Raw genomic sequence first — 26,951 nt, forward strand, 5'->3', positions numbered from 1 at the left:
GCGAGCGGCACGGAACTGGCCGCCTGCCCGTTCTTCACCATCCACGACAACCTCAGCATCGAGGTGGTCCGCCGCTTCTCCCTGACGGCGGGCTGAGCGGCACCTGAGGGCAGGCTGAGTGGCGCCGTGACAGCGGGCTGAGTGGTGCCGCCCCGTCCGGAAGGTCTTGGACACCCGCCCGTCATTCGCGGCGGCAACCCCGTGGCGCGATACGCCCGGCTCGGCGGGTCGGAAGTCAACTCGCCGAGGGTGGGAGGCCGCGAGCCGGCGTAGCCTCGCTCCGAAGGCTCAGACCACGAGGGCGGGCTGCGCGCGAAGGGAACCGGGCTCACGTGACCGATCGGACGGCATCCGCCGCGTTGAATCGCCTCCGCGCGGTGGATTGGACGAGTGAGTGGGATGTCGCCTTCAGGCACGCCACGTCCCGCCGGATCCTGTTTCGTGAGTACATGCGACGGGCGGCCGTGTGGGCCCGGGCGTACGGGGCCGAGGGCGCCTGGCCCTTCTTCGACGTGACCTCGTATGTGGCTCCCGAGTTCCGACCGCCCCCTGAACTGACAGCCGAACTGGCAGCCGAACTGGCCGACTTCCTGGGGCGGCTGCCCAACGGGGAGGTTCGGCAGACCTGTTCGGGAGCGGTGCGCGCGGCAGGGCTCCGGGAGCGGAACCCGGCCGCGTTCTCGGACCTTCCCGATCTCTACGAGCCGTTGGTCCTCTTCTACGAGCGGGGAGGGGAGTTCACCCGGGACAATGCGGGTTTCCTCGACCTGACGGGTGTGCGGTTCCGGCCGGGCACCCTGGAGAGCCACCTCGGCAACCCGCCCGTCACACTGCTCGGCGACACGGTCCTCGACGCGCTCGATGCCGACGGACAGGTCGTGTATTGCACCGCGGAGGCCCGCCGGGGCCCCCTCCTCAGGCGGCGCGTACTGAGGGGCGAGCAGTCGGACGAACGGTTCGACCGTGATCTGTGTTGGGAGCCGACGGAGCTGATCCCGGGCACCGGAGCGGAGGCCGAGGGGGCGGCCCTGGTCCGGCTTGAGGAGCTCGAGGCGGCCAAGCTCATCGGGGAGATCCTGGCCGAAGTCACCCGACCCTGAGGGTCGCCCTGCGATCCGTGGGCGCGGTGTCCGCGAAGGGGCGGACCCTCAGACCCCTGCGGTGCAGAAGACGCAGGCTTCCCAGAACGGCAGTGCGTCCAGCACCCGGTGGCGTACGCACGAGGCCATCGCGGCCTCGTGCGGCCCGGGCAGAACGCCCGCGCCGGCCCCCGCGACGGCCGGGTCGAACTCCTCCACCATCGCCCGATACGTGCGCAGGTACCCCTCGACCCGGGGCGGATCGTACGTCAGTTCCTTCCACCGGTGGCGGGACAGCGCGAGATCGAGGACGCGCAGCAGGAAGTCCTTGGCCGCGGCCCGCTCCTGGGGCGTGTCCCCCCAGTCGAGGTCCGTCAGATCGAAACCGACCACCCCACGTCCCATCACGTTCTGGTCCTGGAGCGTCAGCAGGGCGGCGAAGCGGAAGTCCCACGGCTCGCGGGCCAGCGTGGACACGGCGAACATCAGTACATCCACGAACACCGCGGTTCCGCCGTTGGTCATCTCCAGATACCGGCCGTCACCGCCCTCGAACACGTTCATGCATCGAGAATAGTCAGTCGCGCCGTACGAGTCCGAGCCCGTCCGTGTGACGGCGCTCGGGGCGTCTTCCCCACCGAAAGGCGGGCGTCAGTCGGTCGGGCGCCGAGGGACGCCTGACAGCCCTGCCTCTCGGCCGCTGAGCGCGCGGTCCAGAGTCTCCTGGGCCGTGCGCATCGCCTCGGCGTACTTCGGCTCGGACATACGCTCCCAGGCGAGATCGGGTGCGACATGCTCCACCCGGCTCGTCACCCACCAGATGTTGCCGAACGGGTCCCGCACCCTGCCGACGCGATCCCCCCACGCACTGTCGGCGGCCTCGGTGATCACCTGTGCTCCCTGCGCGACGGCGGCGGTCATCGCCGCGTCCGCGTCCGGGACGTAAACCCGCAACAGCGAGGGCATCACCGGCCAGTCGGGCCTTCGGTCGAAGGCCAACACGACCGTGTCGCCCACCCGGATCTCGCCGTGGCCGATGGTGCCGTCCTCGACCGCCACTCGTGCGATCTCCTCGCCATCGAAGGCTCGGGCGATGAAGTCGAGCAATGCGCCGGTGTCGTCGGTGACCACCCAGGGAGCGACGCTCGTGTAGCCCGCGGGCGCAGTGAGGTCCATCGGAATCGTCCCCTCGTGAGGTTCTTCATGGCCTGATGACAGTAGAACTCAATCAGGACAGCTCTTGTCCTATATCGAGCGGCTTCCGTGTCGTGGCCCCGTTGACCTCCCTCCCCGGGACGCGCGGGCAGGCGGTCGCCGGCAGGCGACCGCGCGTGGGACGCCTCCTGTCCCGGCTCACGGTCATCGCCGCCCCAGACACAAACTTCCACCTCAGTGCCCCTAGCTCTCTGGTGACGGGCGGCTCCGGCGTGTAACTTCAGCTCCAGCTGTCGTGGTTCGCAGTACCTGCCCGCGCCCCTGGCGTGGGTGTTTCGCTGTGCAGTGCCGGACCAGGGCGATCACCTCCGGGTCCGCGTGGTGCGGATCCGACCTCGACTGGAAGGCATGAACATGGCCAGCGGAACCGTGAAGTGGTTCAACGCCGAAAAGGGCTTCGGCTTCATCGCGCAGGACGGCGGCGGACCGGACGTCTTCGCGCACTACTCCAACATCAACTCCACGGGCTACCGCGAGCTCCAGGAAGGCCAGGCCGTGACCTTCGACATCACGCAGGGCCAGAAGGGCCCGCAGGCGGAGAACATCACCGCCGCCTGACCCGCCCGTCGAAGGCGCCGCCTCGGAACACGAACTCCGGGGCGGCGCCTGACCGGTACCCCGGGGCCGCGCTCCACCACCGGCCGCTGACCCGGAAACCACCGGTCAGGTCCCTGCCTCAGCCGCCGAGCGTCCGTTCAGGAACCGCCGCGAGGCCCTCGACCGATGCAGGGACCCGTCGGAGATCTGCTCGGCGACCCGGTGCGCCATCGACTTGTCCCCGGCCGGCCGGGGAACGGCCGACAGGGGAACGGCCGGCGTGGTCGCCGGGTCCGGTTCACGAGGACGCCCGAGGGCCGTTCACGGCTGACGTGCTGCCGGCCGGCCGCCCGAGTACTCCTGCGGGCGACCGGCGAGGCCTCGTGGGGCGCGTACGGCGGGATGAGCCCGCCGGTGGTGGCCTCAGGGGCGGGTCACGCCGTACCGGTCACGCGGTTCCCTTCACGCGGTTCCCTTCACGCGGTTCTCGGACTCTCGGGCCCGGTCGAACACGCCCTGCCAGTAGGCCGCCGACTCGGCCGCGCTCTTGCCCTCCGCGGTCCAGAACCGCTCGTTGAGCCCGGCGGGCGCCGCGATGTTCTTCCAGATCCCGTCCGCCCCCGCCCGGGCGGCCTCTGCGACCTGCCTCCAGTTCTCCGCCTGCGCCGAGGTCACCGCCTGCTCGGCCAGCCAGGTACCGCGTGCCTCGTCGGCCTGTCCGGCCACGGCGTGCCAGGCGGCCTGCGCCTCGGCCTTGGCCTTCGCGGCGTCGGACGCGTCCTTGAGTGCCGCCTCGGCGGCGACCGCCTTCCGGAGCAGCAGGGACAGCGCGTGGTGGCGTCGGGTCTCGCCGTCCGTGACCCGCAGCCGGTAGCCCTCCAGGTCGAGGGTGGCGCCGCTGGACCAGCCGTAGCCGAAGAACTCCGAAACGTCCGCGTCGGTCGCCCCGGGCCGCACGGCCCACTGCGCCGACACCCTGACCTCCGCGCCGGGATCCGTCGCGGCCAAAGTCCGTACGAAGTCCCGCTCCTTGGCCGCCACTTCCTGCTGATGGGCGGTGTCGGCGGCCCGGGCGTCGCGGTCGCGCTGCCGGGCCTGCTCGTATCCGGTACGGGCGAACACCGCCCGGTCGTTGTCCGTGCCCCGGACCGCGTTCTTGGCGGCGGCGTACACCTGTGGCGAGAACTCGGGGGTGTGCGTGGCCACCACCCGGTCGCAGAAGAGCCTGTTGCGCGTACGGGTGTCGCGCAGTCGCTGCTTCGCCAGGTCGTAGCCGCCGCCGGGGGCCAGCCACGCCGCGATGGCCTCGTCGCCCAGAGTGCTGCGCAGCGCGTTCCACGCGGAGGTGCGCAGCTCCGCGGGGAGCCCCGACTTGGCGATGCGCAGGACTTCGTCGCGCGCGGCCTGGGCCGCCAGGGCCTCGACGGAAGGGGGTGCGTCGGATGGAGCCTCGTCGGCCGCGAGGGTGGCCCGGGGAGGCGATGACGGCCCGGCCCACGCCGGCGTCGCGCCGGCGAGCGGACCCGCCAGGGTCAGCAGGGCCACCGTCAGGACCGTGGCCGCGCGCGCGTTCCCGCTCACGTGGACGGCCACTGGAACTTCTTGACGTGCCAGAGCTGGGCGGCGGACTGGTTGCAGGACCAGCTCTGCGGCTGCTTGTTCTGGACGATTTCGCCGTTGGGAATGTCCAGGCAGCGGTCCTCGGCATGGGTGGGGCGCAGCTGGTACAGCTTGCGGACCGGGTCGACGAGGTCCATCTGCCAGCGTGTCTGCTTGCCACCTGAGCACGCTCCGAGCCGTACCTGCGTACCGATCTGGGCGCCGCCGCCCGCGACTTCCAGGCAGTTGTTGTTGGCGGACCAGCGCAGCTCGAAGGAGGAGTCGGAGGTGGCGACCACCTCCCACACCGCGGGGAACATCCAGTCGGTCCTGCAGTCGTCCAGGTAGGCCGAGTTGTCGAAGGACGCGCCCAGGCAGAGACGGCCGTCGGACGTTTCCAGCTGGGCGTACGTCTTGTCTGCCGCGTTGTCTGCCGCGTTGTCTGCCGCGTGCGCGGTGGTCGTGCCGCCGACGAGCGCGGCAAGGCCGACGCCGACGGCCAGCGCGGCTGGGACGATCCGTGCCATCGTGATGTTCCGTTTCTGTGCGAGTGCGAGTGCGAGTGCGAGTGCGAGTGTCGGGTGCTGAGTGCTGAGTGCTGAGTGCTCGGGTGCGTGTGGGTACCGGTGGAAGCGCGGCCGCGCATGGAAGGTGCATGGAAGGTGCATGGAAGGTGCATGGAAGGCCGGGCGGTCAGCCACTCGGCGGTCCAGTCGGCCGGGTCACCCGGCCGGGAGGGACGGTCCTCAGGAGGTGGCCGGCGTCATGCGCCAGCGCTGCGGGGCCAGACCTGCGCACTTCCCGATGAACGGCTGGACGCCCTCGGCGGTGCTGTTGTCGGGGACCGTGAGGCAGTATTCGAGCTGGTCATTGGGGCGCAGCTCGTACAGGTCCTTCGCGACGTCGACCAGCATGACCCGCCAGCTCTGGTTGGTGACGGTGGAGGCGGTGGTGACGCACCACGCCTGCTGGACGGTCCAACCCTTGTCGGGCACCGTGGCGAGGCATCTACCGCTGTGCTTGGCCTGTACCTGGAGCCGGCCCTTGCCGTCCGGCTTGAGTGCGAACAGCTGGTTGTCCAGGCCCGCGGCGCAGGTCGATTGTGTCGCCGTCGCCCCGTTGGCGAGGCTGCCGCCCGCCACGGTGAGGCACTTGTCGCTGTGCTCGACCTGGAACCGGAAGTAGGGCGTGTTCTGCTCCGCGTGTGCGGTGGTCGCGCCACCCGCGAGGGCGGCGAGGCCGACGGTTGCGGAGAGTGCGACTCGGGCGATCCGTGTCATGGGTGGGTTCCGTTCTCTGTCGTGCGGTCGGGGTCCGGTTCGGGTCAGGGCGCGAGCGGGGCGGTGACCTTCCAGACGCCGCTGTCCTTGACCCACGCGCTCGCGTTGGAGGTGACCGAGTAGAGGGACCCGGACATGTGGACGAGCCAGCGCTCCTCCGGCCCGACACCCCAGACGAACCCGGTTGCCGTGCCGTTCTTGCGCTTGCACCAGGTGGCGCTCTTGCGGAAGTCCGAGGTGCGGTCGTCCGGTGCCAGCCGGATCCGCAGCGGGCCCACCGTTGTCATCAGGTAGTGGCCGGGCTTGCGGACGGACTCGAAGGACCAGCAACCGGGCTGGCCGGCGAGCGAGGGCACGATGGTCCAGGTGGCGTCCTGACGGTCGGCCAGCGGACTCCTGGAGTCCACGGGGGTGATGAACGCCTCGCCCTTGTCCACCGTGGACTGGCGGATGTGCCAGCCGGTGGCCTGTACGTCCATCGACTGGATGGACTGGCGCTTGAGCCGGTACTGGGTGTCCTCCTTGAGGAACTCCGCGACCTGCTCGTCGGTCCCGGCCAGCGCCTTCTTCGCGGCCGCGACCAGACCTGGGTGCACCCCGCCGTTCTCGGCGGCGGCCTGGATCTGCAAAGCCAGCTTGCGGTTGGCCTCGGCGGCCTTCTTGCGGCGGTTCTCGTCGTCGAGCTTGTAGGCCGTGTCGGCCCCGGTGTGGACGAACCGCTTCCACTCCTCCGGGTCGGAGCTCAGTACGGCCCGCTGAGCCGCCGCGTACAGCTCCGAGCCGTGCAGGTCGGCCGGGGCCAGACGGAGCAGTTCGCGGATGAAGTTGTCGCTGCCGAGGACGAGCATGCCCTCGGTCGGCGTGATGCGGAACAGGGCCGCCGTACTCTGGCGGGCCGCCAGCTCCTTGCGCCGCTCGGCCTCCTTGCGGTCCCTCTCCTCCAACTCCTTGAGCTCGTTCGCGACATCGATCCTGTGGGCGTCGCGCACTCCGTTGACGATGAACTCCCGCCACTCGGTCGGCTCGCCGGCGAGGGCACGGATGCCGGCGGCCCGTACCTCGGGACCCGCCGCGGTGTGCTTGATCACGGCACGGATGAAGTTGTCGTCGTTGAGGCCGAGCAGCTCGGGGGTGCTCGGGATGCCCACGACCTGGAGGGCCTGCGTCTTCGCGAGCCGGGCGGCCCGCTCGGCCTCGGCTCTGTCCCGCTCCCGCTGTTGGTCGAGCCGGTACGCGTCGTGGATTCCGGTGGTGATGAACCGGACGTGGTCGGCGGCGGCCGAGCTGAACATGGCCTGCTCGGCCGCGACGCGCACCGAGTCCAACGACTCTCCGGCGTCACGGGCCTTCTGCCACAGGGCGTGGATGAAGTCGTAGTCGCTGAGCAGGAGCACATCGGCCGTCGGGTCGAGACGCACCACGGCGGCGGCGCTCACCCGCTGGGCATCGGTGGTGCCGATGTCGGCAGCCCTGGTCGAGGCACTCGGTGCGGTGGTGACGGCACCCGCGCTCGGAGCGGCGACGCCCAGCGCCGCGGCCACCGCGGTGGTGGTGACGATGCCATGTGTGACGGTCCGACGCAGTCGTGCGGACGGGACAGAGCTCTTGTGCATGCTGTTTCAGTGATCCCTACTGCCGTCGCCTGAGGACGACTTGATGAATGCAGGGTGAAATCGGCGCAGGCAGGATCGTCCGCTCCTTCATGGGAGCGGAATTCCGGAAAAGGGCGCGTCAGTGAGCCGACATCGCGATGACGGCAGTGTGGACGGCCCGCACGAATCCCCCCGGCGGTGAACGAATTTCCCCCCGACTCCGGCCGTTCCAACCGGATGCAGGGCGACCTTACTTTGAATATGCCGGATGCGGCAACGATCTCATTCGGGAAGGGGTCCGGCGGATTGGCCGGATCTCGCCGTATTCCTACCGGCGGTAAGGGGTCGGTCGCGCGTTGGCGCCGGGTGTCCCGCTCGGGATGCGACGGCCCCTCCTGCTCCCGTCGACCTGACAACCCGTCATTCATGGCTCTGTCCAGCGGTAATACCAGTCATTTCCCTCTCGTGGGAGCCTCTTGAATAGATCATTGCGAGGGATGGGCGCAGCCGTTACGGTGACAAGACCGACTTGACCGGTCGGTACGCCGGAGGGGAATCATCGGAGTCATCGCACTCCGGTGAGCCGTGCACGCGCGGGGAGCGCCGAGACGCAGGGGGAACTGATGGCCGACGGGTATACGCCCATGCGCCGTGATGACTCGGGGCGCATTCACACCACGAGAGGGTCGCGTGCACGGCTCCGCCCATAAGCGGAAGCCGCCGTGACTGCCATTCATTCACGCCCTCCACATCTCCATTCGAATGCGGCCGGACGACAAGTCAATGCGGCCGGACGGCCAAGCCAATGAGAGCGGGCGGCAAGTCAATGCCGCCGGGCGGCTCGGCATTGGCGGTTGAGGTGAGCGGTAATGCCGGCGCCGGCACAATTACCGCTGTGCGATGACGTCGTGGCACCGAGCGTCCTACCGAGCCGTCTCGGCTGCCCGAGCCGCGAGCGGATTCACGCGCGCGATTCATTGTCGGGATTCCCGCGCAGCGGCCGGTCGCTGATGAGCATGTTCGCCCTGCGCAACCTGGACCGGTCGACAGTGGCCCAGGTGATGGGCCTGATGTCCGGAGTCTGCAAGGCGTCCTCCACCATCGTCATGGTGCGCGACGGCGTGAAGGAACTCGATGCCGAACTCCTCGACGGCTTCGGCGCGGTGCTCGGTGTCCCGGCCACCGTCCTGGCATCCCTGTCCGGGGTGCGCGCACGGAAGGAAACCACGCACCCGCACCGGAGGTCGCCGACGTGGCCGCGCTCGTCCGGGAGGTCCGACACCTCACCGAGGACCAGGTCCGGCAGCTCACCGACACGGCGGAGGAACTCAGCGGCGAGTGAAGCGCGCCGGGGCCCGGCAGGAGGACACCTCAGTCGCAGTCGACGCCGTGCACCCCGTCCATGACCGGATCGGTCGTGCTGCCGCGGAGCTCCAGGGTGCCGCTCTCCGGGCCCCACTCCAGCTCGTACGTGCCCTTGGCGATGGGGCGGTAGGCGTCGTCGACCCGCCAGGAACCCGCCGGCCGCCAGGCAATGCCGGTCCGGCCCACCGCGTACACGTCGCCGCCCCCGACGAGCAGGAACGACGTCTCCCGCACGACGGCTCTGCAACCGTGCGGGCCCGTGGGGTGGAGCACGTGGTACTCGGCACCGACGTCGCCCAACACGCCGAACACACTCCCCAGTACGGCCACGACCACCGCCAGACCCCGCAGGAACAGTGGCAGCGCCACACGACGCCCTGTCTTCCGCTCATCCTCCGAGCGGCGCCGTACGGCGGTGACTCCCATGAGGACCAGTGACACGAGGAGCAGGGCCGCGCTCATCGCCCAACTCGGGATCACCCGCCCCGCGACGAGGAGCAGCACGTTGCTCCAGCCCGCGGCGCAGGAGAGGAGCAGGCACCCCGCGGTGATGACCGGGTAGAGGGCTGATCGCGGCACTCGGCGGGTACGGCGCTGCTCTGTTTCCATCAGCGCACCCTATGGCGTGACCCTGCGTCATGAGGACACGACCCGGTTCGAGCCGCCGAAGCCGCTTCCCGCCCCGCGGAACGATCAAGAACTCGGGACGTTTGGAAACCTCCGCTCGGTGCAGACGCTCGTTGACACCAGCTTTATTCATCGAGGTAGGAGAAGCGTCATGGGCATCATCGCCTGGATCCTGATCGGACTGCTCGCGGGCTTCATCGCCAAGGCTCTGATGCCGGGCAAGGACCCGGGCGGCGTGATCATCACCATGCTCATCGGCATCGCGGGCGGCCTGCTCGGCGGCTGGCTCGGCAAGGTCATATTCGGCGTCGACTCCATCGACGGCTTCTTCGACCTCTCCACCTGGATCGCCGCCATCATCGGCTCCGTCATCCTCCTCGCCGTCTACCGACTCGTCACCGGCAACAACCGTCACCACCGCCACGCCTGAGTGACACAGCCCCACCGCAGACGGAAACGGCTCCCCCTCCTCGCGAGGGCGGAGCCGTTCCGCTTGTACGGGAGCCTCGTAGGGGAACAATGACGTGCTGCCCCACGCCGCAACCCCACCATGCACTTCACCTGCCACGGAAGGGCCGACCCGCTCCCCCCGGAGAACAGTGGGATCGCCGTTCGGAAAGACGAGGCCCTCGCGGCCGGTGACGACCGCTCCGCCGTCCGTCCCTCGGAGGTGGTGGACGGCACCCACGCGGCCGGCTCTGTCGATGCCCCGCTCCACCCCTGCGAGCAGGAGCAGCCGATCGCCGCGGATCGCGAGGCCGACCGGATCCGAGACAGGTAGGGCGCGGATCCGGAGCATCCCGCCGGGTCCCGTTTCGACGAGCGCCGCGTCGGGCCAGTACAGGGCGTGCACCGCGGAGTCGGCGACGTTGACGGTGACGGCCTCCGTCAGGTGCCGGTAGGGCTCCGGGGGGCGCAGGGCTGATGCGCGGTTGCCCCTGGCGTCCAAAACGGACCAACCCACCCGCGCTGACCCGGTCACCGCTGAACATCCCTTCGACGGCGTACCCGGTCCAGAATCCGGCCCGGCGGTCCGCGACCAGATGCGTCAGGTACGTCCCCATCGGGAAGCGACGCCTGGCCCGCTCGTACCCGGGCCGGTCGCGACGCGCCTCCCGACGATCCGGGCTTCCCGGACGCCGAGTCCGTTCCAGCGGAGCGGAGATCGCACCGTCTTCGCAACAAGCCGGGCATTCCGGTTCGCGTGATCCTCCCGACCGGCCCGGAGGCTTGAGGCGGAGAACTCTCCGGAAGGAGAGCCCGATCCGGGGAGCGTCCCCGCCGCGCAAGAGCGAGTCGGCCGTGAGGATCGCGATCACTCCCAGGGCGCTGTCGGATGCCGGCCGTGAATGGCAACAGGCCTACAGGACAAGGCTGTTGGTGTCGAAAGGGGGTCTCAGTGGCCTTGGATCCGGGCCCGTCCGCCCGGCTTCTTCCGTCGATCCGCCCACGGCGACCGCCACCGTCCGCGCGTCACGCCGACGAGCACTCGTTTGCTTGCGGCCCTGCGAGAGTGCACACTTGCGCGAATTCCGGTACGGGCGCAGCGCCGCACCCTCCTCATGACGGATGTCCCCGGAAGCCGCCTTGCGGGTCATCAGCAAGCCAAACAGGAGTACGTGTTGAGTACACCGGGTACTGCCCGTCAGCAGCATCTCCGAAGCCTCACCGACGGGGAGCTCTGCGCCCTGCTGCGTGGCCACACCTCCGAGTCCGACGCCGACGTCAGCGACGTGATGGCCGAGGTGTTCGCGCGTCACCATTCTTCGGTGCTCGCCTACGCGCGTAGCTGCTGCAGGGACCTGTCCACCGCCCAGGACCTCGCCGCCGAGGCCTTCGCCCGTACCTACCGGGCCGTCGCCTGGGGCGCCGGACCCGAGTACGCCTGGCGGCCGTACCTGCTGGTCTGCGTGCGCCGCCTGGCGGCCGCACGGGCGCGGGAGGGCGCTCGTACGCGGCTGTCCGAAGACTTCGAGGAATGGGCCGCGCAGCTCGCGGACGGCCAGGACGCGGAGGAGAGCGTCTTCTCGGCGGAAGAGGGGTCGCTGGTCCTGCGGGCCTACCGGTCGCTGCCGGAGCGCTGGCAGGCCGTGCTGTGGCACGCCGTCGTCGAGCACGAGCCGGCGGCGGAGACCGCCGGCCGCCTCGGAATCTCGGCGGGAGGCGTCGGCTCGCTGGTCGCGCGTGCACGGGAAGGTTTGCGGGAGGCGTACTTGCGCGCCCACCTGGATCAGAGTGCGAGCGACGAGTGCCGGCACTACGGCGGGCAGATCGCCGCCATGCTCCGTCGGCCGGGCAAGCGCCGCACCCGGGACCTGGGCCGCCACCTCCAGGGGTGCGGCGACTGCGCGCGGGCCGAGCGCGACCTGCGCGACGTCAACGGCCGTCTGGGGGTGCTGCTGCTGGGCGGAATCCTGCTGTGGAAACCCGCCTCCTTCCTGGCGACCCTGGGCGAGAACGGCGCCCACCTCGCCGCCGGAGCGGGAACGCTGAACGGTACCCAGCTCGCCGGAGCCAAGATCAGTGCCGCGAAGTGGGCCGCGGCGGTGGCCGTGGTGGGAACGACGGCCACCGTGGTCGCCCTGCTGCCCGCCGAGGCCGAGAACAACCGGTCCGATCAGGTAGCCGTACCCGCCAGAACGGCCGCGGCCCCCGGAGACCCGCTCCCGGCGGTCACACCGTTCGTGGCCATCGGCACGCCCGCGTCGTCGTCGGCCATCTCCGCCTCCGCCTCCGCGACAGCCGGCCCCTCCGCCTCGACCTCCGTTTCCTCCTCGGCCACCACCACACCGACCTCGGCATCGCCCTCGACGGGTCCCGCCGGCGACGCCTTGGTCAACGTGGGTTCGGGGCTGTGCGTCGGCGTGGGCGGCGGCCGTTCCGACGGCCGTGTGCAGCTTGAGAAGTGCACCGGCAAAGCCTCCCAGGGATGGCAGCGGCTGCCCGCCTGGAAGAACACCCACCAACTCCGGAACGCCGACACCGGCACCTGCCTCGACGGAACCACCGGCGGCGGGAACCTCGTCGAGGTCACCCTTCGCCCCTGCCGGACCGGCGCGGACCGCGCGACCCAGCTGTGGCGGTTCGATCCGGACGCGCGATCTGGCGCGTACCGCGTCTGGTTCGTGCCGAGGGTCCCGCACAGCGACTACTCCGACCACCTGCTGGGCCCGCGGAACTGGCCGAAGGCCGACCCGCCGCGTCCGGGCTCGGAGATGGTGCACCTGCCCAACTACTACAACTCGGTCAACCTGCTCTTCACCCTGCGCTGAGCCCATGCCCGCGCGGCGGGAGTTGAGGCGAAGGCCCGGGAGACCTGGACCAGCCACCGCACATCGGCGGAGAAGTCCAGGTCGCCCTGGTTCATCACCGACACGGGTGAGGCGTCGGTCACCCGGTCCTCCATTCCGCCCCGCCCGTTCGTTCCGCCCCGCCCGTTCGTTCCGTCATGTCCGTTCGTTCCGTCATGTCCGGGCCGCTCCGCGAGGGCGGCCGCCATCCGCGCCGCCTCCCACCGCGCCCGCTCCTCGACGCTCCTCTCCGGCCCCGGGGCGGAGGGGAGCCCGGGGGAGACCTGCCCGCCCAGGGCCAGGCAGCCGTCCCTGATCTCGATCACCCGCCGGTGCAGGCGGAACCGCAGGTCCCACAGGGCGAAGAGATCGCTGCGGGCAGCGGGCTGGAGCGATATCTCGGGGTGGGCCCGATACAGGGCGTACCAGAGCGGGCGCAGCCGGCGGTACCGGCGGTAGTCGGCCCACCACGCCCGTACCGCCTGTACCCGCGAGCCCCACAACGGCGCCGTCCAGCCGATGGTATTCAGGGCCAACCCCACCGTCAGACAGGTCCGTGTGGCGTTCGCCCAGGCGGATGGATCCCAGCCCCGGTGCACGAGGAACACGTCCGCGAACCGCCCCAGGGCGTAGACGAGGTCGAGGCACGCGCCGACCGCCGCGGTCCGCAGGCCGCGCCGTACCCAGACGTCCTCGGTCAGCCGGGCGTAGAACCAGCACGCCTTGGCCACCACGGCCTTCCCGAGGGCGAACGCCGTGAGGTAGACGACCTGGTAGGCCACGAAGTACGGCTGTTCCCCCAGGTCCGTGAACGTGTTCCGCGGGTGTCCGCGCAGCACGGCGAGCTCGAAGAGGACGGCCATCGCCACCGGTACACAGGACAGCAGGGCCAGCCGGCGGCGCGCGCGGACGCGGGCCTCCTCCCGCGCGTACAGCCAGTGGATGAGCAACACCTGTTGGCACGCGATGGCCGCGATGATCCACATCTGGACGGAGACGTTGTACCAGGTGACCGTGCCGAAGAGCCGACCGGTCAGCCGGGTGGGGGTGGACATGGCGAGGTACATGCCCTGGCAGCCGAAGGACGCGCACAGGGCGACGAGCGCCGGCCGCGCCCCGCGCCGAAGGAGCGGCCGCAGGGTGAGGGCGAACGCCGCCCAGCAGACCAGCGCGCCCAGCGGGTAGCGGACACTGTTCACGTCACGTCACGTCCGGTTCCGCGGCGCCAGTCGAGCGAGCCCCGGATGCGGCCGACCACCCCGTCCGTCTCGACGGCGGCCGTGCCGGGCCGCGAGCGCAGGCCCTCGCCGAGGAGGAACGCCATCACCTCCGCCTCCCGCTCCTGGGTGTCGGAGTAGTTGTCCCGGCACAACAGGTCCCGCACCAGCGACGGGTCGAGGTCGGGGAAGAGCGTGGCCACGGCCCGGGAGGAGTCGGCGCTCCCACTGCGGTGGTCGCACAGCATGTGCGCCAACTCGTGCGCGATGATGTGCTCTTGATGGTGCCGGCTGGTGTGCTGCTCGTAGACGACGTAGTCCGCGTCCGAGAAGGCCAGCCACAGGCCGCACGGACCGGACGCGTCCAGGGGCATGGGCAGCAGATGGACGGGCCGGCCCCGGGAACCGCCGAGGTGGTCGCACAGGGTCATGAGGTCGTAGGACTCGGGCAGCCCGAAGGAGGCCAGTCGCCGCCGGCTCTCCCGGCGCATCGCCCGGAGATCGGACCCGCGCCGGTGTCGCTGGAGGAATCGCACCGGCGGCCTACTCCCCGCCGCCCGCCGCCCCGCCGGTGTCTCTGCCCTCCGGGTCGTCGGCCGTCCCCTTGACGCGGGCCGCCTGCCCGCGGGAGGAGGCCGCCGAGTGCAGCAGGCTGACCTCGCGAATGATGCGCGCCAGATGCTTGCGGCCGGAGTCGTCCATGCTCATGGCCCGCAGGGCGATGTCGCGCACCTCGGCGTTGCCCATCGCCGAGGCGATGGCGAGCTGCGCGTCGACCCGCTCGGCGGTGTCATCGTCGAAGAAGTACGCGGCGGGCACCCGGAAGAACGCCGCCAGCGCCTCCAGATGCCGCTTGGTTGGGTTGTCGCGCTGTCCGGTGCGCAGCTGCCAGACGTACGTCTTGGAGAACGTGCCGCCGCTCAGTTGGCTGCAGCCGCGGGCGACCTCGTCGTAGGTGTACTCCCGGCCGTCGGTGCGGATGGTCCTGAAGAGCTTGTCGACCTTGTCGGCCAAGGGGGGCATCAACACTCCTTCTGTTCGCCAGCATGAACCGGCAAGGCGATGGTGACCAATCCTAGTTGACAGCCCCTCACCTCGCACTTACGGTCGAATCGTTAGCTGAGATGAACAGGAAGGCGTGCGCCGGCAGCCATCGACAGTCGCCGGCACATGCGCGTCATCGCGGCGACCGGGAACCGCCCGGAGACGTTCGACCCCGATCGCGTCCGACCCCGATCGCGGCCACGGCCCCGATCGCGGCCACGCTCGCCCTCCCACCGTTCCGCCGAAGTCAACCCAGGAGCACAGCCGTGCCCATCGCCGTCATCGCCCTCTCCCTCAGCGGTTTCGCCATCGGAGTCGCCGAGTTCATCATCGCGGGGATCCTCCCCGACATCGGAGCGGACCTCGCCGTCTCCATCCCCACCGCGGGACTCCTGGTGTCCGGGTACGCGCTCGGCGTCGTCATCGGCGCCCCCGGCCTCACCGTCCTGTGCGCCCGTACCGAACGCAGGACCCTGCTGATCCGGCTCATGCTGGTCTTCCTCGCCGGAACGATCCTGTCCGCCCTCGCCCCCACCTACGGGCTGCTCATGGCGGGCCGGGTGCTCTCCGCCCTCGCCCACGGCGCGTTCTTCGGCGTCGCCATGGTGGTCGCCTCCGATCTCGTGCCCGAGGACCGCAAGGGCCGCGCCGTGTCGATGGTCGCCGCGGGCCTCACCCTCTCCACCATCCTCGGCGTCCCGGCGGGCACCTTCATCGGCCAGCACTCCGGTTGGCGCTGGGCCTTCTGGATGGTCGCCCTCTTCGCCGCAGTGGGCCTGGCGGGCATCGTCTCGCTCGTGCCCCGCACCCCGGCGCCCGAGGGCATCGGACTGCGCGCCGAACTCAAGGTGCTGCGCCGCCCGCAGGTGCTGCTCGTCCTGCTCACCACCGTGCTCGGCTTCGGCGGCGTCATGACCTCGTACACCTACATCGCCGAAATGGTCACCGGGGTCACCGGCTTCACCGACGGCGCCGTCACCCTGATCATGGTGCTGTTCGGCGTCGGCATGTTCGTCGGCAACCTGGTCAGCGGCCGGCTCGCGGACCGCGCCCCCAGGAGCGCCATGTGCGGGGCGCTGGCACTGCTCACCCTCGTCCTCGGAGCGTTCACCTTCACGGTCCACGACAAGGCGGCCACCTGCGTGACCGTCTTCCTCTTCGGCGCGGCCACCTTCGCCACCATCTCCCCGCTCCAGATGCGGATCATGGCCAAGGCCGACGGCGCTCCCACGCTCGCCTCGGCGTCGAACATCGCCGCCTTCAACCTCGCCAACGCCGCCGGCCCGCTGCTCGGCGGAAGGATCATCGACGCCGGCTTCGGCTACCCCGCCCTCAACTGGGCCGGGGCCCTCGTCACCCTCGCCGGACTCCTCCTCGCCGGCCTCGGCGTGGCGGCAGAGCGCAAGGGGCACACCACCACGCCGCCCATCACGCCGGCCGCCACCTCGCCGAGCGACAGTGCCGCCACCTCGTCGAGCGGCAGTGCCGCCACGCGCTGAACGCCCCTGAAACGAGAGGTGGGCGACTTCACCGCCGCCGGACTGCCCTACCCGTGCGTGCGAGGCGATGACCCACTGGGCGACGCGTGGGACGGGACGAGGGGCCGCCGTCCCCGCATGAGGCGGCGCGCCCCGTCCCGTCGGTGCCTGTCGCTACAGCAGGTTGTAGATCTGGAACCCGTTCCCTATCTTGACCGGCTTCTGGAACACGGCGCCCGCGTCGCCCGTGCCCGAGTAGCGGTACAGGTCGCCATTGGGCTTGCGCGCGATCAGATCCGCCCGGCCGTCGGCGTCGAGGTCGCCGACGGACAGCAGCCGGTCGTACGTGTTCCAGCCGCCGCCGACCTGTGTACGGGCCGCGAACGGAGCCTTGTGGTCGCCGGTGCCCTTGTAGAGCCACAGGACGCCGGACCTGTCCCGCGCGACGATGTCGGCCTTGCCGTCGCCGGTCAGATCACCCTGACCGGCGAGCTGCGTGTACTGCCCCCATCCGCCGCCGATGCGCGTGCGTTCGCCGAGCGCGCCGTCCGCGTAGCCGGGATAGCCCCACAGGTCACCGGACTTGTCGAGGCCGATGAGGTCGGCCTCCTGTCCTCCGCCGAGATTGCCGGGGGACAGCACCGTGGTGTAGATGTTCCAGGCCGTGCCGACGTTCTTGCTGTGGTACTGGAGTTCGTCGTCGATCCAGCTGTAGTTCAGGACCCCGTCCTTGTAGAGGCTCCAAGAGCCGTCGCTGTACCCGTCCTTGTCGTTGTCGACATCGATCGAGTCGGCGAAGGCGTCGAAGCTGGTCGCCACGTGGTGCCGGTCCTCGAAGGCGCCCTTGCGGTCCGGGAAGTACAGATACAGCTCGTTGGACTGCTTGTCCACACCGCTCATCGCGAAGCTCGGCGTCTCCACGGAACCGGCCGCGCGGGCGAGCCGCCCCGGCCCCCGGACTTCCTTGACCGCCTCTGAAAGACTGTGTCGATGGCCACCAAACCCCTTCCGCCCCCGCCCGTCGTCGTGTGTGAGGTCCCGGACGGGCTCGGCGTCATCGAGGTCACCGGGGACGCCTCGGCGAGCCTGCTGGTACTCGCCGGTGACCCCGTCCTGCTGGAGGGCAACGACGGCTGCGGCAGCCTTGGTTGGCTGGCCGCCCGCGCGGGAGCCGACGCACCCGGAACCGGCGAGGTCAAGGCCCTCACCGAGTGGCTGGGCTGCCCGGACCTCACGGTGGACCCTGTCACCGGCCACCACCTGCCACCCGACCCGGAGCGACTCCGCCCGCTGCTGACGCTCCTGGCGCCGGGCCGGTACGTGATGACCGTTCAGACGGCTCCGCACGAAACGCGCGTCGTCCACCCGCGCGGCCACGCGGTCGAGCAGTGGTACGCGGAGGAAGACCTCGCGCTGCTCACCACGGACCACTGGCCGCCGCGCCGCGAGGCCGTCGTGCGGGATTACGCACGGCGGATCAGGGCCGGCGGTCTGCCCGCGCTGATCGCGCTGCGTCCGACCCCGGCCGGCCGGGTGGGCTACGTCCTCGACGGCCACCACAAGCTGACGGCCTATCAGCGGGCCGGGGTCAGACCCCTGATCCTCTGGCTGACCCCGCAACAGCCGCAGCCCTTCCGGCGCGAGGACCGCGAGCGCGCCCGCGGCGCCCTCCTGGCCGGCCGCGCAGACCGCGAACGGCGTTCGCTGGACAAGGTGTTGGCGTACATCGGCGACGAGGCCCGCCATTCGGCCTGACGGGGTGAGGCGGCTCCGCGATGTGGTCTGACGGGTGAGGGGCCCGTCCGGGACCTGCATCAACGCGGGGTGAACCGTCTGTGACACATCTGTCACACACGTCCCTGTACCGCCCCGCTTTCCCCACATACGCTCTCATTGGTTGCCGGGCACACGTACTTCATGGCCCGGCTGCGTTCCGTACGTCATTCGCGTACACACATGTCCTGGGGGGACTCATGCGCAACACCCGTATGTCCGGCCGCGCTCGGCGCATCGCGCTGTGCACGGCGATAGCCGTCGCGGCGGGCACCCTGCTGAGCACACCGGCCCTCGCGGCCGACAAGGCCCCGGCCGCCCCGAAGGCGGCCGCGAGCAAGGTGAAGCCGCGGTTCGACTGGAACGGGGACGGGATCGGGGAGATCGTTCGCAACGGCCACATCGGCCCGCCGAGCAGCTCCCTCATCGTCGAACAGCCCAACTCCACGGACACGCACGGGTTGCTCGTGGACGCGGACCTCGTCGGGACCCAGGACCTGATCACCCCGGGCGATCTGGACGGCAACGGCATGTCGGAACTCCTCATCGTGAGGACCGACGGCACGCTCAAGCTCTTCGTCGACGTCAACAACGGCCCGTACCAGGCCGCTTGGAGCAGCACGGGCTGGGACATCTACAACAAGATCGTCGCGGCGGGCGACCTGACGGGCGACGGCAAGAACGACATTCTCGCCCGCACCTACGGCGGCGACCTGTACCTGTTCCCGGGCACCGGCGACCTCAAGGCGCCGTTCGGCGCACGGATCAAGGCGCCCGGCCTCTGGTCCGACTTCGACCAGATCGTCGGGGTGGCCGACGCCGACGGCGACGGCATCGGAGACGTCTACGCCCGCAACACGACCGACGACCTGATCTTCTTCGCCGGCACGGGCGACGCCGCGCAGCCGTTCAAGGCCGGTGTCGAGCTGGGCGCCGGTTGGCACACGTACAACCAGCTCCTGAGCGCCGACGACCGGGACGGTGACGGACTGTCGGACCTCCTTGCCCGGACCTTGAACGGCGACCTCTACCTCTACCGGGCCATCGGCCAGGGCCGCTTCGCGGACCCGGTGCTCCACCGGTCGGGCTGGGCGGGAGCCGACGTGCTCGCGGGGGCGGGCGGTCGGCCCGACTTCGGGAAGAAGCACCTCATCGGCCGCGACGCCGACGGGCGGACCTGGAGCCGCAGGGCCCAGAACAACGGGCAGTTCTCGACCCCCACGAGCGATGGGCTGGAGAAGGACACCATCGGCTACGCCACCTCGCTCGACGGCTCGGGCATCGTCACCAAGCTGCGCCTGAGCGGTGGCAGGCTCCTGACGGAAGGCTACCTCTACGGGGCCGGAGACCTCGGCGCCGGCTGGGACGCCTACACCTCCGTCACCGGTCCCGGCGACGTGACCGGTGACGGTCACGGAGACCTGCTCGCCCGCGACAAGACCGGCGTCCTGTGGATCTACCCCGGTGACGGGTCCGCCCAGAAGGTCGGCGACCGCATCCGAGTCGGCGACGGCTGGAACGCGTACAACAAGATCCTCGGTTCCGGTGACGTCAACGGGGACGGTCGCGTCGACGTCCTGGCCCGCTCGACCGACGGCCGGCTGTACCTCCTGCCGGGCACCGGCAACAGCGCGGCCCCCTTCGGCCCGCGTCAGGATCTCGGTGCCGGCTGGAACGCCTACAACAAGCTCGCCACCGTGTCCGACGCCACCGGCAACGGCACCACCGACCTGATCGCGATCGACGCGTCGGGTCAGGGATACCGGTACGACGGACAGGGTGCGTACGGCGGCAAGTTCAAGCCGCGTGCCTCGCTCGGCGGTGGCTGGAACATCTACAACGAGCTGTTCTGACGGTGACTCGTTGCCGGAGCGGGTGGAAGCCACCCGCTCCGGCAGGGTCGGTCCCGCAGTCGCTCCACGTCGCTCCACGTCGCTCCACGTCGCTTCCACACTGTGACCCACACGGCCGGGCAACACCTCGGCGGGCCTGCCCCGACGATACTGTCGGTGCGGCCATCGGCGGCCATCGGCGGTCCTCGGCTGAACATCGGCGCACGTCGCATGCGTTGAACAGGCCGCCGAGCAGGCTGCCCGCGTCCACAGTGCCGCCACCCGCGCTGGAACGCCACGAGCCTGCCGTGGGGGGAGAGGGCGTCCACGCCCCGCTGCACCAGATCGCCGCCGCCGCCGTCGCCGTCGAGGACCAGGTCCACCGGGTCTCCCCAGGAGTCCTGCGAATAGATCACCACCTCGTCGGCGCCGCATCCACGCACGAACTCGGCCTTGTCCGCGGACCTGACGGCGGCGACCAGGACGGAGTCGCCCTTGTCGAAACGTCCCGCACGCAGCGCGCTCAGCGCGACCAGGCCGCCGCGAACCAGCGCCAGGGCGTCGGCCGCGGTCACCCGCGGTGGCGGCCGAGGTCGAGAGGCGATGACCCCAGTCCGGCCGGTGCTCAGCGGCTCCCGCCGGCCGTCGCGAGGTTCAGCACGTGTGTCAGCCGGAAGGCGAAGTACGCCGCCGACGCCGCCGCGACGATGTTCAGTGCCGCTGCCGCCACCCCCAGTTTCCCCGCGTCGAGGAGGGGGTGGAGGTCCTCGGCCCGCCGGTAGCCCGTGTTCGCGTACCAGCCGAGCAGGACCGAGCCCGTGAAGGAGCCCCACCAGAGGTTCACCGGCCAGAAGGAGACGCCGGCCGGGCCCGCGGCCGGCGTTGCCCGGGCGCCGGCGCTCCACATGTCCACGGCGATGCGGTACGGCATCCAGAGGCCGGCCACGGGCACGAACCAGGCTCCGATCGCCCAGCCCGGTCCCCTCCCGAACCGGTCAGGGGCCAGTGAGCCGGCGTTGCGGCGCATCCGGTGGAACCAGGTGATGAAGACGGCCGCACACGCCGCGAGCCCGAACACGTGGATCTGGTCGTAGACCAGGAACAGGTGGTCGGCCTGGTCCAGCCGGTCCTCGGAGACGAAGGCGAAGCCCCCGTCCGTCTCCACATCGGCGCGCAGCCGGGCCCCGATGTAGAGGGAGAAGAGGTCCCCGGCGGCAACGGCCGCCAGCACCACGCACAGGCCCGCGAGCAGGCCCCGCGAAGTGCCGGGCGTTCGCCGGGGAATGGGCGGGCGGGGGCGGAGAACGCCGGAAGAGGACATGACGGTGGAACCCCCACGGGCAGGAAGGCGGAAAGGGCCCGCGGATGTGCGTGCAGAGGGAAAGTACGCCAGAGCGGTCCCGTCCGTCCATGAGGAATCCCCTGGTCCGGTCCCGGGGGCGGAGGAACCCGACTCCAGTCGTCGATCACGAGCCGCCCCGGCGCCGACTGCGTGCCTATCTCTCAGGTGGGTGGGAATGCACACGGCTTTACCGCGCACGTCGCCTCCGGGGGCGGTCGCGCTCGAATTCGGCGCGCTTCGACACCGGTTGGCATCCCCGCCCCGGCCGCACGTGACGGCACGGAAGCCGAAGCGGGGAACGACGGGTGTCAGTCGGCGGTGGGGCGCCAGGCGTGGGCCAGGCGTGCGGCGGCCCCGGCACCCCAAAGCCAGACGAGAAGACGACCTGGTACTGCACGTTGTCGACGACGTCGAAGGAGGGCCGGTACAGCAGGCGTGCCTGTTGTGCTCCGTTCTCGGCGACCTTGTTCTCGGCGACCTTGACGGGGGATCGGGCGGCGCCGCGCAGATGGCGCCTTCGTAGGGCGGACCCGTGCCGGCGCACGAGGCCGACTACTCAGGCGGTCTTTGAGTACGTCCGCTCATGATCCGCGCGCCGGCCGCTCCCTATCGTGACCCGTATGGACACGGACCAGACGCCCCCCGGCACCCCGACCTCGGACAGGCCGCGGGGACTCAACGGCTGCGCTGTCGCCGTCGTCGTCCTCACCGGCCTCGTCATCCTGGCTGCCTGGGCACTGGCCGAGTTCGAGAAGGGCTTCGACGGATACGGTCAGTTGGAGCAGAGCGGCCCTTCCGGATACGTGGCGGACCCGCTCGGCCCCGGCGCGACCGCGCGGTACGAGGACGGCCTGAAGGTGACCGTCAGCCGACCGCGCCCGGAGCCCGACGGCTCCTACAGCCTCACGGTCACCTACGAGAACGACACCGACGAAGAGCTGCGCCCCGGCGGGGAGTCATCGGACGCCGGCGCGTCCGAATACGGCCCCGCGCCCCTGGTGGTCCGCGCGGGCAAGTCGCTCGACGACCACGCCTCCGGATACAGCGTGACCTGGTTGAACCGGCGGGAGGCCGCCGCCGCCCTCGTGCCACCGCTGGGCACGGAGAAGAAGCGAACCGTTCCGGTCCGCGTCAAGCCGAGCGTGAAGGGGATCCCGATCACGGTGGAAGTCGACCCGCCGACGGCCGGCTTCCGGGAGACGGCTTACTTCCAGTTCAGCCTGGACTGATCGACGGATACCGAGGTCGCGACCCGCGCGCAGGGCATCGCCGTGGTGGAGACGAGCGGCGAGCGCGTACGACCCGCAGGCCGTCGGCGCCGAGATCCTCCGGCTCGTCATGGTGCCGGTACGCATCGCGGAGGCGACGAAGGGGAGGGCCGCCCCGCGAGTCCGCCGCGTCGGGGCCCGGGCGCGGGCGTCGTCATGTCGCTTCGCCGGCGTCCGCGACCATGCGGACCAGGGTGTCGAGGAGTTCGTCGGCGGTGGTGCGCGACATGCCCGTGCCGAGGTGGCCGCTGAGCTCCATGTCCGCGATGCCGTGCGTGCCGGCGAGCAGCAGGGTGCCGTAGTGCCGTGCGTTCGGTTCCCCGACGAGTTCGGCGACGAGGGGCAGGAACTCGTCCTGGAAGCGTCCGGCCGCGCGGACGCGGTCCGCCGCCGGGTCGCCCGCGGGCGTGCACAGCCGGCCCCGGACGTGATCGAGTCCTTCGCCGAGTTCCTCGGGGCGGTGCCCGGGGCGCCTGAACAGCATCTGGTACAGGTGCGGCCGCTCCCGGCCGACGCCGACGAGGATGCGCAGAGCGCCTCGCAGCTTGTCGGAGGCCGGCAGGGCCGGATCGGCCCGCAGGGCGTGGACCTGGTCGGCGATCCGTTCCCAGCCCTCGGTCGCGAGGACGGTCAGCAGGCTGTCCTTGCCGGTGAAGTGCCGGTACGGCGCTCCCCGGCTCACGCCCGCCCGCGCGCCCACCTCGCGCAGGGTGACGGCTTCGGGGCCCCCGAGGTCGAGGAGGCGGTCAGCGACTCACCGCGCCCGGGAGGTCGCGCCGCTGGGTGTACAGGTGGTCGTGGTCGAGCCCGGTGGCGTCCGTACGGAGATCGCCGCTCGCGGGATCGCGACGGCGAACGACCTGACCGCCCGGATGACGCCCGAGCAGGAGGCGCGTTACGGCGACCTGGTCCGGGCGAACAACAAGCTGATGGCCTCGGGCACCGCATCGGGTCCGACCGCCGACGCCGCCGCCCTGGTCATCGCGAAGGCCGTGACGGCGCGCAGGCCGCGCACCCGCTACACCGCCGGCCGGGACGCCGCCCTGATCATGCGCCTGGGTCCGATGCTGTCCGACCGCGCGCTCGACCGCGTCCTCGCCGCCAACCTCCGTCGCCACCAACCGAAGCGAGCCGCTGTCGGCGACCGGGTCGAGTCACCGCGGTGGGGGCGTGAGGCCGGCCGCCGTGCCCGCGGTGTCGACGTCATACGGCGTTGGTCGACGGCGCGTGACGTTCATAGCGGACGGAATGGGTGATTCCGGAGGGGCGTGATCATAGATGAGCGTTTTCGGTCAGGATTGAACCGGTCACTCCGCGTGAGGCAGGTCGTTCGGGTGTTCCCCGCGCCCCCTGCCCTCCCTTGCCCCACCTGTCCCGCGTTCGAGCCCGACCGGCAGGAATTCACGCGGCCGTACCCCGGGTAGGGCGAAAGATTTCCCGAGTTGCCCCCACGGTGACGCAAAAGAAGTCCGAAACTGACAGGGTTGCTTTGACTCCTGATCGGTGGGTCGGTGAATGTCGGTCACATGTCCGAAACATCCCGAGCCGCCGCCGGTGGCCCCATGCGTGTGCGCGACTTCCGGCTGCTGCTCGCGGGAGCCGCCACCGGGCAGCTCGGTGCCCAGGTGACGCTCGTGGCGCTGCCCCTCGTGGCCGTCCTCGAACTCGACGCCCCCGCCTTCCAGGTGGGCCTCCTGACCGCCGCGGAGACCGCCGCCTTCCTGCTCGTCGGGCTGCCCGCCGGGGCACTCGTCGACCGCATGCGCAAACGGTCCCTGATGATCCGCGCGGACCTGGTCCGCGCCGTGGCCATGGCGAGCATCCCCGCCGCCGCGCTCGCCCACGCCCTGACCATGGCCCAGCTCTACGTCGTCGCGCTCGTGATCGGCGTGGCGACCGTGTTCTTCGACGTCGCCCATCAGAGCTACCTGCCGCAGATCCTGCCCCGGGACCAACTCGTGGCCGGCAACGGCGCCCTGGAGACGGTCCGTTCCACCGCCCAGGTGACCGGCCCCGGCGTCGGCGGCGGACTGGTACAGCTCGTCGGAGCCCACCTCGCCGTCGTCGCCGACGCCATCGGCTACCTGCTCTCCGCCCTGTTCCTCCTGCGCGTCAAGCAGCCCGAGGAAACACCCGAGCCCGCCGCCGGGGCCTCCCTGCGCAAGGAGATCGCCGAAGGCGTCCGCTTCGTCTTCGGCCATCCGCTGCTCCGGGTCATCGCCCTCACCACCGGCCTCGCCAACCTCTGCACCGCCGTCCTCATGGCGACACAGACCGTGCACCTCGTCCGCGTCGTCGGACTGGAGCCCGGCGGGCTCGGGCTGGTGCTGTCCGCCTCCGCCGTCGGAGGGCTGCTGGGCGCCCTGTGCGCCGGACGCCTCGCCGCCCGTCTGGGGCAGGCCCGGGTCATCCTCCTGTCCGTCCTGGTCACCGGCCCGTTCGCCCTGCTGTGGCCGCTGTCCGGGCACGGCCTCTCCGGGGCGGCCCTCTTCGCCGCCGGATCGGCGGTCGTCTCCTTCGGCGCCGTCGTCTACAACATCGCCCAGGTCAGCTTCCGCCAAGGGCTGTGCCCACCACGCCTGCTCGGCCGGATGAACGCCACCCTGCGCTTCCTCATGTGGGGCACCCTGCCGCTCGGCGCGCTCATCGGCGGCGCCCTCGCCCAGTCCCACGGGTCGCGTACGGCACTCGCCTGGTGCGCCGTCGGCATCCTCGCCGTACCGCTGCCCCTGCTGTTCTCCCCGCTGCGCCGGATGCGGGACCTCCCCGGTCCGCAGGACGACGCTCCGCGGACCCCCGGTCCGCAGGCCCTTGGTCCGCAGGACGACGACCGCGCCGGCGCCGCGGACGAGACGACGCCGGAGAGCGCCACCGCCGACGGCGACGAACGCCCGGCCCCCGCACCCACCCGCTGACCACCCGTACCGCGCGCGGGACCACCCGCGCCGCCACACCCTTCCGCGCGACCGCGACCGCGGCCTCGACAGAGAGAACCACGTGCTCAGCATCACGAGTCAGTACCTGGCCCGATACCGGCGTCTCACCGCCGCCGGCGACCGGTCCGACGTCCTGCTGCCCGTCACCGGAGCACAGCGCCGCTTCCTCCTGGTGCGTTCGCTGGACCCGTCGGGCCGCCCCGACCTGGTGCCGATGTTCTTCGCCTTCCCGTACGGGACGATCGACATCGAACGCCTGCGGGCCGCGGCCCACAGGCTCGCCGCACGGCACACCGCCCTGCGCTCGCGGCCCGCCGTTGTGCGCGGCACTCCCGTCCTGCGCGTCGCCGATCCGGACGTCGGCGTGACCCGGCCGGCCCCGATGCCGGGGGAGCGGCCCGCCGACACGCTCCGGCGCGCGCTCGCCTCCTGGGACGCGCAGGGTTCACCCCTGCGGCTCTTCCTCGTACGCGACGAGGAGCGCGAGGAGGACATCCTCGCCATCGTCCTGGACCACGCCGCCTGCGACGGCCGCTCGCTGGCACGGATCGTCGACGAACTCGGCGCCGCGTACGGCGAGGAGACCACCGCGTCCCGGGTCGCACCGGGGGAGACGGATGCCGAGTCGGCCGCCTACCGGGACACGGTCCTGCGGCAACTCGCCGCCGAGGAACGGGCGGAGACGCCCGAGGCGGCCGCGTACTGGGCGGACCGGCTGCGTCCGCTCCAGGCCCACGCCCCGTCACCCCGCCCGGCACGCGTGCCCGCCGGCGCGACGGCCGGCGGTATCGCGCAGATCCGGTTGCCCGCACACGACGGCGGCGTGCCGTTCCCCGGACTGCTCGACGCATGCCGCGCCGCGGCCCGCGAGCTGTACGGCCCGGACCTCCTCATCCCGCTCGGCTACCCGTGGGGCGGCCGTCCCCCGGGAGCGGAGCCGGTCATCGGCTGCTTCCTCAACACCGTCGTCTTCCCCGCCGACACCGGACCCGCACCCGACCCGGAGGCGACGGCCGACGCGTGGTGGGACGACCTCGACCGGGCCGACGTGCCCTTCGACGCGGTCGTGACCGCCGTGCGGGCCGCCGGCTCGGGCTGGACCGGCGGCCTCGACGGACTGCTCACCGTGGACGACGACAGCCGTCGCCCACCCCTCGAACTGGCCGGTGTCGAGGGACGGGAGGTCCACGTCGACGGCAGACCCGTCCGCGGTCCCTTCGCCGTCTCCGTCACCCAGGGAGCGGAGATCCGCCTGCGGATGGTGTGGGACCGCGCGGTGCTCGACGACGACACCGCGCGCCGGGCCTTCGACGCGCTCACCCACGCGCTGCGTCCCTTCGAGCCCGCCGCGGTCTGACCCCGACCGCGACCCCGGCCCCCGCGGGCATCACCGCCCCGCATCCCGCCCGCAGCCCCCGCACCGCCCCGCACCACCGGGCGTCCCACACGACCGCGCACCCCGAGCCCCCTCATGGCA

24 protein-coding genes and 1 pseudogene are annotated in these 26,951 nt (G+C 71.1%); 11 read left to right on the top strand and 14 right to left on the bottom strand.

The genetic code is table 11. The features are described from left to right. The first annotated feature begins 449 nt into the window (after window positions 1-449). Window positions 450-1,100, top strand: a complete 651-nt coding sequence (locus ADK55_RS31340; protein ID WP_053683631.1) for a hypothetical protein — start codon at window positions 450-452, stop codon at window positions 1,098-1,100. 48 nt (window positions 1,101-1,148) lie between these two features. Here the strand turns inward: ADK55_RS31340 and ADK55_RS31345 are convergent, their stop codons facing one another. Both ADK55_RS31345 and ADK55_RS31350 read right to left on the bottom strand, forming a co-directional pair. After that, a complete protein-coding gene (locus ADK55_RS31345; protein ID WP_053683633.1) occupies window positions 1,149-1,643 on the bottom strand; it encodes a hypothetical protein in 495 nt (164 codons plus the stop codon). An 87-nt stretch (window positions 1,644-1,730) separates the two neighbouring features. Continuing rightward, a complete protein-coding gene (locus ADK55_RS31350; RefSeq protein ID WP_053683635.1) occupies window positions 1,731-2,255 on the bottom strand; it encodes a VOC family protein in 525 nt (174 codons plus the stop codon). A 393-nt stretch (window positions 2,256-2,648) separates the two neighbouring features. On the opposite strand from ADK55_RS31350, the gene ADK55_RS31355 reads away from it, so the two are divergent. Further along, window positions 2,649-2,852, top strand: coding sequence for a cold-shock protein (locus ADK55_RS31355; RefSeq protein ID WP_053683670.1), 204 nt, complete (start codon window positions 2,649-2,651; stop codon window positions 2,850-2,852). Window positions 2,853-3,293: 441 nt separating this feature from the next. On the opposite strand, the gene ADK55_RS31360 is transcribed toward ADK55_RS31355, so the two are convergent. The 5 genes from ADK55_RS31360 to ADK55_RS31380 all read right to left on the bottom strand — a co-directional run bounded on the left by ADK55_RS31360 (window position 3,294) and on the right by ADK55_RS31380 (window position 9,276). Continuing rightward, entirely contained in the window at window positions 3,294-4,424 is a 1,131-nt protein-coding gene (locus tag ADK55_RS31360) for a hypothetical protein (RefSeq protein ID WP_107089358.1), read from the bottom strand. Then, a complete protein-coding gene (locus tag ADK55_RS31365) occupies window positions 4,409-4,957 on the bottom strand; it encodes an RICIN domain-containing protein (RefSeq protein WP_053683637.1) in 549 nt (182 codons plus the stop codon). Before ADK55_RS31365 ends, ADK55_RS31360 begins: the two co-directional genes overlap by 16 nt. 219 nt (window positions 4,958-5,176) lie before the next feature. Further along, on the bottom strand, window positions 5,177-5,710 hold the full coding sequence (locus ADK55_RS31370; protein WP_053683639.1) for an RICIN domain-containing protein: 534 nt from the start codon (window positions 5,708-5,710) through the stop codon (window positions 5,177-5,179). Window positions 5,711-5,754: 44 nt separating this feature from the next. After that, window positions 5,755-7,323: an AbfB domain-containing protein gene (locus ADK55_RS31375; protein ID WP_053683641.1), complete on the bottom strand. Its 1,569-nt coding sequence runs from the start codon at window positions 7,321-7,323 to the stop codon at window positions 5,755-5,757. Window positions 7,324-8,673: 1,350 nt separating this feature from the next. After that, window positions 8,674-9,276 (bottom strand): hypothetical protein, encoded by a 603-nt coding sequence (locus ADK55_RS31380; RefSeq protein ID WP_159041619.1) that lies wholly within the window; start codon window positions 9,274-9,276, stop codon window positions 8,674-8,676. A gap of 169 nt (window positions 9,277-9,445) precedes the next feature. On the opposite strand from ADK55_RS31380, the gene ADK55_RS31385 reads away from it, so the two are divergent. Next, a complete protein-coding gene (locus ADK55_RS31385; protein WP_053683645.1) occupies window positions 9,446-9,724 on the top strand; it encodes a GlsB/YeaQ/YmgE family stress response membrane protein in 279 nt (92 codons plus the stop codon). A 1,192-nt stretch (window positions 9,725-10,916) separates the two neighbouring features. Then, on the top strand, window positions 10,917-12,566 hold the full coding sequence (locus tag ADK55_RS31395) for a sigma-70 family RNA polymerase sigma factor (RefSeq protein WP_053683649.1): 1,650 nt from the start codon (window positions 10,917-10,919) through the stop codon (window positions 12,564-12,566). Here ADK55_RS31395 and ADK55_RS31400 read toward each other — a convergent pair. From ADK55_RS31400 to ADK55_RS31410, 3 genes are read right to left on the bottom strand one after another with little or no spacing between them, the layout of a single operon-like run. After that, window positions 12,530-13,783, bottom strand: a complete 1,254-nt coding sequence (locus ADK55_RS31400; protein ID WP_053683651.1) for an MAB_1171c family putative transporter — start codon at window positions 13,781-13,783, stop codon at window positions 12,530-12,532. The genes ADK55_RS31395 and ADK55_RS31400 overlap by 37 nt on opposite strands. Then, window positions 13,780-14,292 carry a toxin gene (locus tag ADK55_RS31405; protein WP_053683652.1) on the bottom strand — a complete coding sequence of 171 codons (513 nt, stop codon included), beginning with the start codon at window positions 14,290-14,292 and terminating at the stop codon, window positions 13,780-13,782. Before ADK55_RS31405 ends, ADK55_RS31400 begins: the two co-directional genes overlap by 4 nt. A gap of 52 nt (window positions 14,293-14,344) precedes the next feature. Beyond that, on the bottom strand, window positions 14,345-14,824 hold the full coding sequence (locus ADK55_RS31410) for a helix-turn-helix transcriptional regulator (RefSeq protein ID WP_063839666.1): 480 nt from the start codon (window positions 14,822-14,824) through the stop codon (window positions 14,345-14,347). 287 nt (window positions 14,825-15,111) lie between these two features. Here ADK55_RS31410 and ADK55_RS31415 point away from each other — a divergent pair, with 287 nt between their 5' ends. After that, window positions 15,112-16,344 (top strand): MFS transporter, encoded by a 1,233-nt coding sequence (locus ADK55_RS31415; RefSeq protein ID WP_053683654.1) that lies wholly within the window; start codon window positions 15,112-15,114, stop codon window positions 16,342-16,344. Window positions 16,345-16,497: 153 nt separating this feature from the next. On the opposite strand, the gene ADK55_RS31420 is transcribed toward ADK55_RS31415, so the two are convergent. Next, the gene (locus tag ADK55_RS31420) at window positions 16,498-17,244 is read right to left on the bottom strand and encodes an FG-GAP repeat domain-containing protein (RefSeq protein ID WP_234350331.1); all 747 of its coding nucleotides are present in this window, start codon (window positions 17,242-17,244) and stop codon (window positions 16,498-16,500) included. 69 nt (window positions 17,245-17,313) lie between these two features. On the opposite strand from ADK55_RS31420, the gene ADK55_RS35640 reads away from it, so the two are divergent. Together ADK55_RS35640 and ADK55_RS31425 are read left to right on the top strand one after the other, a co-directional pair. Next, window positions 17,314-18,078, top strand: a complete 765-nt coding sequence (locus tag ADK55_RS35640; RefSeq protein WP_063839668.1) for a hypothetical protein — start codon at window positions 17,314-17,316, stop codon at window positions 18,076-18,078. A 218-nt stretch (window positions 18,079-18,296) separates the two neighbouring features. Beyond that, a complete protein-coding gene (locus ADK55_RS31425) occupies window positions 18,297-19,949 on the top strand; it encodes an FG-GAP repeat domain-containing protein (protein ID WP_063839669.1) in 1,653 nt (550 codons plus the stop codon). Window positions 19,950-20,553: 604 nt separating this feature from the next. Here the strand turns inward: ADK55_RS31425 and ADK55_RS31430 are convergent. Further along, the gene (locus tag ADK55_RS31430; protein WP_063839670.1) at window positions 20,554-21,249 is read right to left on the bottom strand and encodes a DUF4328 domain-containing protein; all 696 of its coding nucleotides are present in this window, start codon (window positions 21,247-21,249) and stop codon (window positions 20,554-20,556) included. A 641-nt stretch (window positions 21,250-21,890) separates the two neighbouring features. Between ADK55_RS31430 and ADK55_RS31435 the strand changes: the two genes are divergently transcribed. After that, window positions 21,891-22,499: a hypothetical protein gene (locus ADK55_RS31435; protein ID WP_053683660.1), complete on the top strand. Its 609-nt coding sequence runs from the start codon at window positions 21,891-21,893 to the stop codon at window positions 22,497-22,499. Window positions 22,500-22,692: 193 nt separating this feature from the next. Here ADK55_RS31435 and ADK55_RS31440 read toward each other — a convergent pair whose 3' ends face one another. Further along, on the bottom strand, window positions 22,693-23,175 hold the full coding sequence (locus tag ADK55_RS31440; RefSeq protein WP_267887368.1) for a TetR-like C-terminal domain-containing protein: 483 nt from the start codon (window positions 23,173-23,175) through the stop codon (window positions 22,693-22,695). Between the two features lie 6 nt (window positions 23,176-23,181). Continuing rightward, window positions 23,182-23,277: pseudogene (locus ADK55_RS40580) on the bottom strand (helix-turn-helix domain-containing protein); the annotation flags it as partial. 58 nt (window positions 23,278-23,335) lie between these two features. On the opposite strand from ADK55_RS40580, the gene ADK55_RS31445 reads away from it, so the two are divergent. From ADK55_RS31445 to ADK55_RS31455, 3 genes are all read left to right on the top strand, one after another. After that, window positions 23,336-23,794 (top strand): hypothetical protein, encoded by a 459-nt coding sequence (locus ADK55_RS31445; protein WP_199826676.1) that lies wholly within the window; start codon window positions 23,336-23,338, stop codon window positions 23,792-23,794. A 270-nt stretch (window positions 23,795-24,064) separates the two neighbouring features. Next, window positions 24,065-25,453 (top strand): MFS transporter, encoded by a 1,389-nt coding sequence (locus tag ADK55_RS31450; RefSeq protein ID WP_063839671.1) that lies wholly within the window; start codon window positions 24,065-24,067, stop codon window positions 25,451-25,453. Between the two features lie 82 nt (window positions 25,454-25,535). Beyond that, complete coding sequence (locus ADK55_RS31455; protein WP_053683669.1) at window positions 25,536-26,831, top strand: condensation domain-containing protein; 1,296 nt, start codon at window positions 25,536-25,538, stop codon at window positions 26,829-26,831. Window positions 26,832-26,951 lie beyond the last annotated feature (120 nt).

Origin of the sequence: Streptomyces sp. WM4235, from assembly GCF_001279725.1 — a bacterium.
Lineage (GTDB): Bacteria > Actinomycetota > Actinomycetes > Streptomycetales > Streptomycetaceae > Streptomyces.